Here is a 12,750-nt window from a genome sequence, read left to right as displayed (position 1 = left end):
TAACGCTGCTAGTGGAACTCACTGAATTCATGCCAATTCGCGGGGTACTGACTGCGCTCGGCCTCACTGAGTGATAACCAGTAAGGCCGCCAAAACGTATCGCACCAAAACTCAATATTGCCCTGCAAACTACCGAGTGTATCAGGATCGACATGAGGAAAGCTTTCCCACGGTGCTGGTGGCGCGGCCTTAAAGCCGATTAGTCGTTGCAGCAGCGCGATATCATTGCTGATGAGTAGCACGCAGACTCCTGCAAAATCAGCATATTGATGTAGAAAAACATGGCTTGGTTCTTGGGCATGGTGCAACAGCTTACTCGATGCTGCATCCTTTTCAACAACAGGCGCGAATGCCATCTCGGCGAGCAGGGCATCGAGTCGTTGTTTATCTTGGTTACTCAACAAACAATGTATTTGATAGGCGGCGAGATCGGGCTGCATCGCGGGGGTGACGATGGGATAAACTTGATGGCTGGGCAAAAGCAGGTGAGGTAAGGGCTCATTAAAAATCGCTCGGAGATCCGCAGTCTGTGAGTCTGTATTCGCCTTAGGGCCGAGGTGTCGTTTTAGCCAGTCGAGTAGTCCCATTTTTGTTCTCCTAACCTTAGCGTTTAAGTGGAGTCGCTTGTTGGTTTGCTTGGGTATTTCCCTCAGTACTTCCTTCAACACTCTCCCCTACGCTCTCCTCAACCTCTCCCGCCACAATCATGGTCGCAGGAGCTTCCCAGCGTAGCCAACCCTTAGTGAGCGGGGCATCGATATACCACAGGCCTTCACGTTGCACTAAGGGGAAAACCTCCCGTGACGGCGCAAAAGGCCCGGGGTTTTGCTGGGCAATTTCGATACTGGTCTCAGTGACGCTGGCGACAATCGCGACATGGCCGTAGGGATTAAACATCCATGGCGCGAATACCAGTAAGTCGTCAGCCATAGGTTTGCTTTGGCTGCCATTGGTATATTGCCGTAGGGCGCGTTTTTCATTCCAGCTCGCATCGGGCAACAGGTCATTGAAGAAGTCTTTGGCATGACCGAAACTGTCGGGCATTTTGTGCTGATAACGCAGGTAAAAGTAACGTTTAACGAACTCTACGCATTGGTATTTGATACCCAGGTTATAGCCGTCGAGGGAGAGGTTGCGCCCCTCGTTAGTGTTGACGCCGCCGTTATAATAAATATCGACGCCATTGAGTGAGTCGAGCACATCACCCACTTGATAGTCCGTATTTAAGTTATAACGAGTTAGACCGTGGTAGCCGAGATAACCAAGGCCGCAGATTAGGCTCGCTGCGAGTATCAATAAACGAAAACCTTTCACCATCTTTAGTACGACATTCTCAAAAGATAAATTGATTCAGCAGGATACAAGGTCGGATTGTATGCTTATGTCGCTAAAAACGTCTAGGCGTACTGACTGCTTGCCGGGAGCTTAATGCTTTCGTTGTACTTAAACCTTAGCGGCGCACTGATTAAGCGCCGTTAAGGAGATACTTCTATGACTATTTGTTGGAGGCGAGCTTGACTGGAACCACTTCAAACTCGGGTCTGTCTTTGGGCAAGAATGACTTCCACCACCCTTGATTGAGCGCTGGGCTGTGGGCTAGCTCATTGAGGTTAATCCCCTGACCAAATTCAGGAGTCAGCAGGGGGACGGCATAGGCTTTCGCCGCCGCGGCAATCCGCTCTAAGGGTTCGTACCAACTGTGCAGCGCTAAGTCGAAACTGCTGTTATGGATAGGGATAAGGTATTGACCTTGAAGATCTAAATGTGCCCGCAGCGATTGCTCAGGTTGCATGTGGATATCGGCCCACATCTCATCGTAGGCGCCAGTTTCGACTAAGGTGAGGTCGAAGGGGCCCAGTTTATCGCCAATCTTTTTAAAACCATCAAAATAGCCTGAGTCGCCACTGAAAAAGATATTTAATTCAGGGGATTGAATAGCCCAAGAGGCCCACAGGGTTTGATTTCTGTCTTTCAGTCCTCGGCCCGAAAAATGTTGTGCGGGCGTGGCGGTAAAGCGCACACCTTGATGTTCGGTTGCTTGCCACCAGTTGAGGGCGACGATTTTTTCCTTCGGGATACCCCAAGCAATCAAATGGTTATCGACACCTAGTGGCACAATAAACTTCTGAGTGCGCGCAGCGAGCGCCACTACGCTTTGCTTGTCTAAGTGATCATAATGATCGTGGGACAAGATAATCCCAGCGAGTGGCGGAATGTTCTCGAGCTCAATGGGCAGAGCGTGAAAACGTTTTGGACCAAACCATTGGCTTGGTGAGGCGCGCTTTGAAAACACAGGATCGGTTAACCAATACTGGCCGTTTAGCTGTAACAGCACAGTCGAGTGGCTGATTTTATACAGCATAGGCGTTGCCCCCGCCGTAGCAGGCAGTTGCATGGGCTGAATAGGTAGCGCTTGGCTCGGAGTCTTATCGGGAATACGTTCAGTGACGTAACGCCATAAAATAGCAGGTAAATTACCTTCACCACTGTGAGCGTTTGGCGCTTCATTACGAAAGCGTTGATCCTGAGTTGGGGCAGTTTGAATGGTGTTGGGATCTAAGGTCATAATAACACTCCCGAGTAACAGTATGGCCAAGGTGATTTTGAGTCGCATCGTAAACTTGATAAAAGTAAACTACACAGTGTAGTTTACTCAAGGCTGTGCAAAAGTAAACTCAATAGTGTAAAATCTCGGCAAATATTTTGATGGCATACCACAATGGCAGAAAAAGCAGTAAAACTGACACATTCCCAACTGAAGCGTTTGGCGATCCTCGACGCGTCACAGGAAGAATTTATGGTCAATGGTTTTGCCGGCGCCAGCATGGATAGAATTGCCCAGCGTGCCAATGTCTCCAAGCGCACTGTTTACAATCATTTCCCCAGCAAAGAAGTGTTATTCGAGGCGACAACCGGTGACCTGTGGGCGCGCACTAAGGAAGCGGCGACCTTAGCATTTAATCCTGAGCAGAGCCTCGAATCACAATTGCAACAGATTGCACGCCGCTGCTGGGAGTTGTATCAGCAGCCGGATTTCCTGAGGGTGGCAAGGGTAGTGATGGCCGAGTTTATTCGTTCACCGATTCAAGCGACCGAGGCCATGGAACGATTAGCTAAGCAAGAAGGTGGATTAGAAGCGTGGCTTGCCGGGGCCGTGGCTCATAAGGCATTAAAAATCGATAATATTCCACTGGCGGCAACCCAGTTTTGGGGCATGTTTAAGGCCTTCGCCTTTTGGCCGAAATTGTTCCATTTGAAAAATCACGATGAGCAGCGGCAAGAGATCATTGATGCCAATATCCGCATGTTCCTCGCCATGTATCGCGCTTAACTTTCATTTATTTCTAGCATAAGGCCGATAATGTTCTCACGTTATCGGCCTTATGTGTTTTATCACTTCAAACCCTGCCTACAGTAAGGTGGTCGCCAGCAGGTAGCCGACGGTCGATGCTGTGCCCACGCCTATCAATCCTGGAATAATAAAGCTGTGGTTAATGATGAACTTACCAATTTTGGTGGTCCCTGTTCGGTCGAAGCCGATACAGGCCAAATCGCTTGGATAAGTGGGTAGCACAAAGTAACCATAGCTCGCGGGTAAAAAGGCAATCAACAACTTAGGATCGACGCCTAAGGCCAAGCCCATGGGCGCGATAGCCGTGAGCGCCGCCGCTTGGCTGTTGACCAGTTTTGAGATTAAAAACAGCACTAAGGCATAGGTCCAAGGTTGGTTTTGCACCACATGGGAGAGGTTTTCCTTCAGTACATCCATATGGCTGATAAAGTAAGTATCACTCATCCAAGCCACGCCAAATACCGAGAAAATCGCTACCATGCCAGCCTTAAATACTGGGCCGTTGGCAATTTCTGTGGGTTTGACTTTGCAGCTCATTAAGATAAAAGCACCAGCGATCAACATCATCATCTGGATCACTAAGTTCATCGATAGCGGCGCCAGTTTGCCCTTCACCTCAAACACAGGGCGCAGTTCGCTAAAGGAGCCGAGTAACACTACGGCGGCGATAGCGGTGAAGAAAATCCCCGTCGCCCAATAGGCTTCCTTAGGAAAGGTTTGATCCAGTAGAGTCTCGCTCTTGTCGTAGATAAACGCCCTTTGTTCGGGATCTTTAATTCGCGCCTGAAACTCTTCGTCCTTATCTAAATCTTTACCACGACGCAGGCTCCAGAGTGCCGCTACTAATACGCCGCAAAGAGAAGCTGGTACAGACACCATTAAAATTTCTAGCATGCTGTAGGCATGGCCGACACCATGCTGCGCCGCCAAAATCGATACCATAGAAACCACGGCGACCGATACCGGAGAAGCGCAAATCGCCATTTGCGAGGCGACTGATGCCACTGCCATCGGGCGTTCTGGGCGAATATTTTTCTTCAGGGCGATATCGGAGATGATCGGGAACATGGTGTAAACCACATGGCCAGTTCCGCATAAAAAGGTTAAGGTCCAGGTGGTGAGCGGCGCCAGAATGGTGATGTATTGTGGATGGCGGCGCAGTAAACGCTCGGCAAACTGCATCATCACATTTAAACCACCTGCGGTTTGTAACACCGAGGCACAGCCGATCACCGCAAGAATGGTGAGCATCACCTGTACGGGCGGTTTTCCGGGCGCGAGACCAAACACAAATGTCAGTAAAAATAAGCCAATACCACTTATCAGTCCTAGCCCCATACCGCCATAACGGGTACCGAGCAGTAAACAGCCGAGTACGACAATAAACTCCATTAAAATCATTTGATTCACCCCTGCGGAACCTGCCGCGCGATTTGCATTAGGACTAGCTTTATTTGGCGCTATTGTGCGAGGGGAATGGATTTGAGAACTTGCGCTGGCGCAAGGTGTAAATAAAAAGTGGCATTGGATTTTTCATAAATTTGAGCTAGCGCTAGAAACGCGCGAGTATAAGTTGCATTCTTGTTAACTCGGATACGCTAAAGACGCGAGTAGCCAAGTAAAAACGCGTCTATCAGTACTTGCTCCGGTAAAAATAACCATAACAATTTCCAAGGATGTCCAAGTGAAACCTGCCACCTATAACACCGAAGCTTTCGATGAGTGGATCCGCAGTCGCTTTGTGGAACTCAACTCCCAGCTCGAACAGCTTTATTACCAGCAGACCGATCGCGCCAATGTGCTAGATATCGGCACCGAGCTTAAGCAAACATTAGAAAGTGAAGGGCGTGAGCTGATTAAGGCGCTGCTCGATGAAGGTAATACTGATGAAGGCTTCGACAGTGCCTTCGATCTGCTAGGAAATGTCGGCCTGTATATGGCTGCCTGTCGTCGCCACGAGATTACCGAGCCTACGCGGGAAACCACTTCGCCACTGGTCGAGGCTTCGGCGCTCGCTATGCATATCGGCGCCTCCATCGGTGTGACGCCACGCTTTGCTACTGCTCATTTGACCACCCATAACCGTGCCCACAATGGTATCTACAAACGCTTTACCGATTTGTCCGACGAGAAGCTGTTTGTGGATTACAACACTAAGGGCATCTTGGCTTATAAGCGCGCCAGCGATGCCTTATTAAAAATTCAGCCCTTGGGGATCTCTCATCCTATTAGCCACGATTTACTGCGGGTGGCCAAGCAGGCATTGCAGGATGTGATTGAGTCAAACCAGCAGTTATTCAAGCGGTTAGATACCGACCGCTTCTTCTATTGTGTGCGCCCCTATTACAAACCCTATCGGGTTGGCTCAGTGGTGTATCGCGGCGCCAATGCTGGCGACTTTGCCGGAATTAACGTTATCGATTTAACCCTAGGTCTATGTTTTGCCAACGAATCGGCCTATTCGCAAATGCTGGTGGATAAGTTTTTATACATGATGCCAGAGGATCAACAAATCCTGCGGGAGTGTATGCGCCGTCCGAATTTGATGGATGACTTTTTACAGTCAAAGGCCAGCGTGCAGCAGGACTGGTATCAGGAAAACCTTAAGCTGTTTATCGAAGTCTGTGAATTGCATGGCGAAACCGCCATTCAACACCACAATGAGTTGGTGACTAAATACATTGCCGAGCCTTCGGTGAATATGGAGCAGCAACATTTAGCCAAGGTCACCGCCAGCGGCCCACCGTTGCATGTACTTCTCGGCTCCCTCGAGCGCTTAAGGGATAGACGCGCCGCGGTGTTGCGACACGATATTCGTACCCGTTATCACGATCTGAAAAAACTCAAAGACAGTTTAAGGTAAGGCCATGCTGCTAAACGTAAAACAAGACTTTTGCCTCGCAGGCCCAGGCTATCTGCTCAACCATTCAGTGGGGCGGCCACTCAAATCGACCGAGCAGGCGTTCAAGCAGGCATTTTTTGCGCCTTGGCAGGAGTCTGGCCGCGAGCCTTGGGGTCAATGGTTGGGCGTTATTGATAACTTTACCGCGGCGCTGGCGAGCCTATTTAATGGTCAGCCGCAGGACTTTTGCCCGCAGGTGAATCTATCGAGCGCTTTGACCAAAATTGTGATGTCCCTCGATAGATTAACGCGGGATGGCGGCGCCGTGGTGCTGATGAGCGAGATTGATTTTCCCAGCATGGGGTTTGCCCTGAAAAAGGCATTGCCCGCAAGCTGTGAACTGCGCTTTATTCCCAAGGGCTTAGATGTCACCGACCCCAATGTATGGGACGCGCATATTTGTGCCGATGTCGATGTAGTCTTTGTCAGCCATGCCTATTCTAATACTGGTCAGCAGGCGCCATTGGCGCAGATCATTCCCCTTGCCCGTGAGCGTGGCTGCTTGAGTCTCGTGGATGTAGCGCAATCGGCTGGGATTTTACCGCTGGATTTAGCCAAGCTACAGCCGGACTTTATGATTGGTTCGAGTGTGAAATGGTTATGCTCAGGCCCTGGGGCTGCGTATCTGTGGGTCAATCCGGCTATTTTGCCCCAGTGTCAGCCGCAGGATGTGGGTTGGTTTAGCCATGAGAATCCCTTCGAGTTTGATATCCATGATTTCCGCTATCACCCAACTGCGCTGCGGTTTTGGGGCGGTACGCCTTCTATCGCGCCCTATGCGATTGCTGCCCACAGCATTGAATATTTTGCCAATATTGGCTCGCAGGCGATGCGTGAACATAACTTGCAGTTGATGGAAAGTGTCGTCCAGACATTGGAGCATGAGTTGGTCTCGCCACGGGAAGCCGATAAGCGCAGTGGCACCTTGATCCTGCAATTTGGCGAGCGCCAAGCACCCATCATGGCGGCGTTGGCGGAGGCGAATATCAGTGTCGATGCCCGCAGTTTAGGAATACGCGTATCGCCGCATATCTATAACGATGAGGCCGATATCGCGAAGTTGCTAGAGGTGATAAAAGCCCATCGTTAACGGATTGAACAGGGCTTGCTCGAAGCGGCTACGAATGGGGTGCGCTAGGCGACCTAGTTGCACCCCTATGCCGATATGACATTACCCCTTAGCCTCACGGGTTGAGGCTAAGGTAATTTATGGCTGGCGAATATGTTTAAATACTGTAGTTATAGCGGCAGAACATAGACCGTGGGGTGCGAAGCTCTGGATTGCTTGGGGTGATCGCCAAATCGACGGGTAGCATCACTGCATCTACTACCAGTGAGCCGCCCATATCCACCAGTGTCAGTGGGACAGTAAACAGCAGTAGAGGCGGAGCGGATATCGCGGATATCACCACACACTCCTCGCCATTATCGACAGCTGTTTGCACACTCGAAAATGAGTGGCCCCAGGTTGAATCTGTTCCCATTCTCGATGTTACCGCTGCGCATCCACTGAGATACCCGCATACAACTAACCAAGCCAACCAACGCATAACCACTCCATTGTTTATGTTTGAAAAACCGCATCGCTTCCATGTGGCTGACTCGTTTGATCGACTCAGCGTTTTGGTATTGCGGATTTTACTCGGCACAAATGTGCTCTGTTTCAATGGTTTGGCATTCTAATCAGATGAGTTTCGTTGTCAATTATTCGGCAATTACAGCCCTATGGCTCAAGCCTTTTACGGTTGAGGCGTTCAACAATCTGGCTAGCATTTAGATCGTGGACGACGTTTATCACGGTGGAAGGTGCGTCGGTAATGGCGCCTATCACCACCAGAATGGGGATGGTTTCCATTGGTAATCCTAAGGTAGTGACGATAAAAATCTCCCCAAGGAAGGCGCCGCCCGGCACGCCACCAATGATGAAGGCGGATAGGACGGAGATGAGTATGGTTACCATAAACACATCGACCGTGAAATCTAAACCGAGCAGAGAGTAGATAAACACAATCTTCAGTGCGGTGATAATGGATGCGCCGCCCTTATTCAAATTCACCAGCAGCGGCAGGCTGATATCGGCGATTTCGGGTTTTATCCCCATCTTCAGGGCGGCCCTTAAGGTAACTGGCAGGGTTGCGAGGGAGGAAGTCGTACCTAATGCGGTCACTGCGGGTTCGAGGGCGTGGCGCCAAAATTGTCTAATTCCGTGCATGCCGCCGCCTAGCCAGGCATAAAAGGTGGAGCCGACGGTGAGGTAGATAAAACAGGCTACTAAAAATAATCCCACGGCGCGGGCAAAGGTCACCACAAGCTGCGGATCTTGACTCGCCATGGTGGAGGCAAAGTAAGCGCCAAGGCCGACGGGGGCGGCCAGCATAATAATGGCGACTATCTTCATGATGACGGTATTAAAACTGTCGAGCAGTGCCGAGACTTTACGGCCATCTTCACCCGATTGACCTATGGCGATTCCGGCAATCACCGACATGATAATAAGCGCCAAGATATTGGATTTGGAGAGTAATCCAGAAAAGTCATTGGTGGTCAGCAGCGCCACAAAATCCATCTTCCCCGAGGTGTCGCTAACGGTTTGATTAAGATCGAGGGTCACGCCTTGGGCTGGATCAAACATCAGTGCCAGTAAGGTGATGCCGACGGCGGGAATAATCGCCATCAGAATCGAGACGCCCATAATCGACACTAAAATCGCCCCAAGCTTTTTTAAGTCCGTCATGCGGGCAATCGATGAGGTTACGCTGATCGCCACTAAGGGCACGATAATCATAAACAACAGATTTAAAAAGATTTGCCCTAGGGGCTTGAGCTTGAGTGCCAAGGATGGCCAATAGATGCCGATCATGCCGCCAAGTAATAATGCACTGAGCAGCACAATTGAGTCTTGATAGGGTTTAAGTTTTTGCCACATAGCTAAGCGCCTATTGTTATTTTTATCATTGTGTTGGAGAGTCAGTAGGAACGCCCAAATGAGAGGAGTCAATCATGCAGCATGGACATGCTCAAGCTAGCGAGTCATTCGCATAAGCGCAAGAAGGGATTGGAAATAAACTCTTTTTTGGTTTGGGGTAACGGTTAACAAGCGTGCTTGAGCCTATTCAGCATCTGATTTCGGACGATGTGACTTTTGTTAACGCGACAGCTTCTGTTTAGGTGTATTAGCCGCACGGCGAAAGCACGTCAGTAGAAAGGTGTATTTACCTAGTTAGGCTCGTTTGTAACGTTGTGCCTCGTTCGTTTATTGATTAGCTTACGCAGTCTGGGTTTTATGCAAACACCCAAGGCCAAAATTACTAGTTAATCAGGATGAATCAAATGCTAAAAAAATGGATTGCGATATTGTTACCCGTTGCCGTATTAGGCTTGAGTGGCTGCGCCTCGGTCAGTGATACTGATACCGATTCGACGGTAGCAAGCAGCGCCGAGAAGAAAGTCAGCAAAAAAGATTGCAACAAAGTCATGACCACGGGGTCGCGCCTTGGTCGTTGCAGATAATTACTGTTTATCAATGCACTATGGGATTGTATTCATTATTTATTTTTAATGCTTAGAGAGCATTATACTCAGAACGATAGAAAGTGCTAAACAAGGTGCTTTCTATATTTTGTTCACTTTTTATTTTCATTTTTATAGCAAGCCAAACCCTGGAAATAACCATAGTGGATCCTAGAGTTCATAGGTTTTGTAGCGTGATTGGGATTGGTTAAGATATATTGCTGATTGAGTTTAGTGTATTAAATCTAATCGCGAAATTTTAAATGAATAGCTTTGTAATATTTTTATGAGTTACGTTGTTTAAGTAATCTATTAATATTCGTGTTAGTTGTTTTCATATGTCGCAAGTTAAGCTATTGCGTGTACAGTTTGATAACTCATGAGTGCTTTTATTCGATAGTGCACTACAAGCCGCACAGGTCATATGATCACGATAGTGTTGGTCAAAAAACGCAGTGGTTCTCGCCTCTAATGAATCAAAAAGCGCAAGGGTTAAGGGCTTTTGCCATTTGTATCGTTCCATCAGGTTTGCTAAATGTCGATAACAGGTTTCTCGGCGATTAGATAAATACTCAGGGGCTATGAGCTGACTTTCAAATTGTGTCAAAGATCCTGTCAAATAAAAGGTAATCCCTTGAACAAGTTCTTTTATTTCTAATGGGGTTGCGACTAACTCACCATTTTCAACCGCTAAATTTAATGCGTCTGTAAACCAACCCCAAAAGGCATTAATGCGTTTTTTAAACCGCTCCACTTTTTCATCACTCGCGAGTTTCCAAACCATTGTATTGACTGACACCGAACGCAGTGTAAAAAAGCTACTACTACGCTTAATGGTTTCAAAGGTAAAAAAAATGGGTAAGAGCACTTTCTCTTGTGCTGTTAAATCTGGATTCTTATGGATAAAAATGGGTAAGTGATTTGATGTCGCACTTCTTAAGAATAAACAAACCAACACATCTTCTTTACGTTCAAAAAACTTATATAAGGTTCCTGTAGAGCATCCAACCTCATGAGCAAGTTGAGAAAATTTAAAAGACACAACACCTTGTGACTCAATCAGCTTTTCTGCTGCATCCAATATCTGATTACAACGCAAAATAGATAGTGAGTCAGTGGGGCATTTCATTTACTTATTCCTGTATACCGAAAAGTAAATTATGGATTGCGCACAAATATGAGACATAGCCAATAAACGAATAATCGGGATTAAGCTCACATCACAGAGTTTTAAATTTTAATCTTTGTGATTTACTTCAAAATCACATTTAATCAACAGGAATTTGTCATAAGTTAAATTTTGTTCATTTAACCTGTATTACCTCCGGTCAATTCCCAAAGAAAAAATATTCACGAGATAACTCACGAATAAAATTGTCACTGAAAAAAAGTCGTGACTCACTTCTCCTTAGACGCCGTTCATAACCTCTATCTTGTTTGCAACAGACATAGAGGGTTAACAAAATGCATGATAGAAGAAGTTTTTTAAAGCTAGGTGCTGGTGCTGCGGTAGGCGGTATCGCAGCGGTATTGCCAAGTTCAGCATTAGCCACTGAATGCGCCTCAAACATTAAATGGGATGAAACTCGTGATGTTATTGTCGTGGGGTCAGGTTTTGCGGGGCTGTCATCCGCACTAAATGCTAAGCGACAAGGTCTAGGCTCGATACTGGTATTAGAAAAAATGCAGGTGATCGGTGGCAACTCAGCGATCAACGGGGGCTGGTTAGCTATCCCTAAAAACCCAATCCAATTAGCTCAAGGGATCAACGATGACTCACCCGAAGAGCTAGTAAAAGATCAAATTATCTCCGGCCGCGGTATGCAAAATACCGACATGCTACGACAAATCGCTAATCGTGCCCTAGATGCTTATCAGCTGTGTATTGATACAGGGGTAAAATTCCGTGAGGGCTTTAACCAACAAGTGGGCGGCCACAATAAAGCGCGAGCTATCCGTACTCTGCATGGCGTCGGTGGCGATATCACCACAAAACTCTATGAAGCTGGTAAAAAAGAAGGCGTTGAGTACCGTCTGCAACATTATGTTGAAGACTTCATCATGGATGGCCAAGAGATTGTTGGCTTGAAAGTGCGTCAAAATTATCGTTTCCCGGATCTCAAAACCGGTAAAACAATCTACATCAAAGCCAATAAGGCCGTTATCCTTGCCCACGGTGGTTTCTCACGTAACTTAGTACTACGTGAACTGGTCGACCCTGCATTAGATAAAACCTTAGATTGTACCAATGCCCTAGGCGCAACGGGTGAAGTCACACTAACGGCTATGGCCCACGGTGCTTTCCCGGTTCATATGAGCTTTATTCAAACAGGTCACTGGGGCTCGCCAGATGAAGGCGGCTTTGGCTGGTCAAATGCTCTGCTCTCGATTGGTTTCCATAAAGGAATTTCAGTCAATGTGTTAGACGGTAAGCGTTTTATGAATGAACGCGCCGATAGAAAAACCTGCTCCGACGCCATTATGAAAAATCGTAACCCTGATGGCTCACCCGCCTATCCTGTGGTGTTTTTTAACCATGACGATCATGTTGGTGCAGAAGAAGTGACCCGCGCAGTGCGTGACCAAATCGCTTGGAAAGTCGATAGCCTTGAGCAATTAGCTAAGCAATTCAATATTCCACTTGCACCGCTCAAACAAACTGTTGCCGAGTACAACAAGCAAGTGCCACAGCGCATTGACCCCTTGTTTGGCCGCATGATGGATACGGCTGTCGAGCTTAAACCGCCGTTTATTGTGTCGCGGATTTGGCCAAAAGTGCACTACTGCATGGGCGGTTTAAAAACCGATTTAGGCGCGAGAGTGCTGCATAGTCAAACCCTAGCTCCGATGAAAAATCTCTATGCCGTTGGTGAAGCAACTGGCGGTACTCACGGTGGAACCCGTTTAAGTTCAACAGCTTGCCTGGAGTGCTTAACGATGGGAATTATCGTTGCTGAAACCATCAAATCTGACATGCAGGCTTAAA

Annotated in this window: 12 protein-coding genes; 5 read left to right on the top strand and 7 right to left on the bottom strand. The window is 47.9% G+C overall.

Annotated features, from left to right (window positions below; all coding sequences use genetic code 11):
- Positions 1-8: 8 nt before the first annotated feature.
- The 3 genes from L2713_RS15330 to L2713_RS15320 form a co-directional block, all read right to left on the bottom strand.
- Entirely contained in the window at positions 9-587 is a 579-nt protein-coding gene (locus L2713_RS15330) for a hypothetical protein (RefSeq protein ID WP_248968468.1), read from the bottom strand.
- A 16-nt stretch (positions 588-603) separates the two neighbouring features.
- Positions 604-1,317, bottom strand: coding sequence for a CHAP domain-containing protein (locus tag L2713_RS15325; RefSeq protein WP_248968467.1), 714 nt, complete (start codon positions 1,315-1,317; stop codon positions 604-606).
- A 178-nt stretch (positions 1,318-1,495) separates the two neighbouring features.
- On the bottom strand, positions 1,496-2,566 hold the full coding sequence (locus tag L2713_RS15320) for an MBL fold metallo-hydrolase (protein WP_248968466.1): 1,071 nt from the start codon (positions 2,564-2,566) through the stop codon (positions 1,496-1,498).
- 153 nt (positions 2,567-2,719) lie between these two features.
- Between L2713_RS15320 and L2713_RS15315 the strand changes: the two genes are divergently transcribed.
- Positions 2,720-3,331, top strand: a complete 612-nt coding sequence (locus L2713_RS15315) for a TetR/AcrR family transcriptional regulator (RefSeq protein ID WP_248968465.1) — start codon at positions 2,720-2,722, stop codon at positions 3,329-3,331.
- Positions 3,332-3,409: 78 nt separating this feature from the next.
- Here L2713_RS15315 and L2713_RS15310 read toward each other — a convergent pair whose 3' ends face one another.
- Positions 3,410-4,753: an anaerobic C4-dicarboxylate transporter gene (locus L2713_RS15310; protein ID WP_248968509.1), complete on the bottom strand. Its 1,344-nt coding sequence runs from the start codon at positions 4,751-4,753 to the stop codon at positions 3,410-3,412.
- Between the two features lie 283 nt (positions 4,754-5,036).
- Between L2713_RS15310 and L2713_RS15305 the strand changes: the two genes are divergently transcribed.
- Positions 5,037-6,215, top strand: a complete 1,179-nt coding sequence (locus tag L2713_RS15305; protein WP_248968464.1) for a PrnB family protein — start codon at positions 5,037-5,039, stop codon at positions 6,213-6,215.
- Positions 6,216-6,219: 4 nt separating this feature from the next.
- Positions 6,220-7,344: an aminotransferase class V-fold PLP-dependent enzyme gene (locus L2713_RS15300; protein WP_248968463.1), complete on the top strand. Its 1,125-nt coding sequence runs from the start codon at positions 6,220-6,222 to the stop codon at positions 7,342-7,344.
- Positions 7,345-7,480: 136 nt separating this feature from the next.
- Here the strand turns inward: L2713_RS15300 and L2713_RS15295 are convergent, their stop codons facing one another.
- Together L2713_RS15295 and L2713_RS15290 are read right to left on the bottom strand one after the other, a co-directional pair.
- Complete coding sequence (locus L2713_RS15295; protein WP_262251483.1) at positions 7,481-7,738, bottom strand: YceK/YidQ family lipoprotein; 258 nt, start codon at positions 7,736-7,738, stop codon at positions 7,481-7,483.
- A gap of 239 nt (positions 7,739-7,977) precedes the next feature.
- On the bottom strand, positions 7,978-9,180 hold the full coding sequence (locus tag L2713_RS15290) for a dicarboxylate/amino acid:cation symporter (RefSeq protein WP_086903237.1): 1,203 nt from the start codon (positions 9,178-9,180) through the stop codon (positions 7,978-7,980).
- A gap of 404 nt (positions 9,181-9,584) precedes the next feature.
- Here L2713_RS15290 and L2713_RS15285 point away from each other — a divergent pair, with 404 nt between their 5' ends.
- Positions 9,585-9,764 carry a hypothetical protein gene (locus L2713_RS15285; protein WP_181382208.1) on the top strand — a complete coding sequence of 60 codons (180 nt, stop codon included), beginning with the start codon at positions 9,585-9,587 and terminating at the stop codon, positions 9,762-9,764.
- Between the two features lie 334 nt (positions 9,765-10,098).
- Here L2713_RS15285 and L2713_RS15280 read toward each other — a convergent pair whose 3' ends face one another.
- A complete protein-coding gene (locus L2713_RS15280; protein WP_248968461.1) occupies positions 10,099-10,893 on the bottom strand; it encodes a TetR/AcrR family transcriptional regulator in 795 nt (264 codons plus the stop codon).
- Between the two features lie 335 nt (positions 10,894-11,228).
- Between L2713_RS15280 and L2713_RS15275 the strand changes: the two genes are divergently transcribed.
- Entirely contained in the window at positions 11,229-12,749 is a 1,521-nt protein-coding gene (locus L2713_RS15275) for a flavocytochrome c (protein WP_248968460.1), read from the top strand.
- The last annotated feature ends 1 nt before the right edge of the window (position 12,750 follow it).

Source organism: Shewanella seohaensis (genome assembly GCF_023283775.1).
Classification (GTDB): Bacteria; Pseudomonadota; Gammaproteobacteria; order Enterobacterales; family Shewanellaceae; genus Shewanella; species Shewanella seohaensis.
This window is presented reverse-complemented; position numbering and strand designations above follow the sequence as displayed.

What these genes read in the sequence shown, in the direction of transcription:
- L2713_RS15330 (WP_248968468.1), bottom strand. Translation starts at nt 587, where the DNA reads ATGGGACTACTCGACTGGCTAAAACGACACCTCGGCCCTAAGGCGAAT.
- L2713_RS15325 (WP_248968467.1), bottom strand. Translation starts at nt 1,317, where the DNA reads ATGGTGAAAGGTTTTCGTTTATTGATACTCGCAGCGAGCCTAATCTGC.
- L2713_RS15320 (WP_248968466.1), bottom strand. Translation starts at nt 2,566, where the DNA reads ATGACCTTAGATCCCAACACCATTCAAACTGCCCCAACTCAGGATCAA.
- L2713_RS15315 (WP_248968465.1), top strand. Translation starts at nt 2,720, where the DNA reads ATGGCAGAAAAAGCAGTAAAACTGACACATTCCCAACTGAAGCGTTTG.
- L2713_RS15310 (WP_248968509.1), bottom strand. Translation starts at nt 4,753, where the DNA reads ATGATTTTAATGGAGTTTATTGTCGTACTCGGCTGTTTACTGCTCGGT.
- L2713_RS15300 (WP_248968463.1), top strand. Translation starts at nt 6,220, where the DNA reads ATGCTGCTAAACGTAAAACAAGACTTTTGCCTCGCAGGCCCAGGCTAT.
- L2713_RS15295 (WP_262251483.1), bottom strand. Translation starts at nt 7,738, where the DNA reads ATGGGAACAGATTCAACCTGGGGCCACTCATTTTCGAGTGTGCAAACA.
- L2713_RS15290 (WP_086903237.1), bottom strand. Translation starts at nt 9,180, where the DNA reads ATGTGGCAAAAACTTAAACCCTATCAAGACTCAATTGTGCTGCTCAGT.
- L2713_RS15285 (WP_181382208.1), top strand. Translation starts at nt 9,585, where the DNA reads ATGCTAAAAAAATGGATTGCGATATTGTTACCCGTTGCCGTATTAGGC.
- L2713_RS15280 (WP_248968461.1), bottom strand. Translation starts at nt 10,893, where the DNA reads ATGAAATGCCCCACTGACTCACTATCTATTTTGCGTTGTAATCAGATA.
- L2713_RS15275 (WP_248968460.1), top strand. Translation starts at nt 11,229, where the DNA reads ATGCATGATAGAAGAAGTTTTTTAAAGCTAGGTGCTGGTGCTGCGGTA.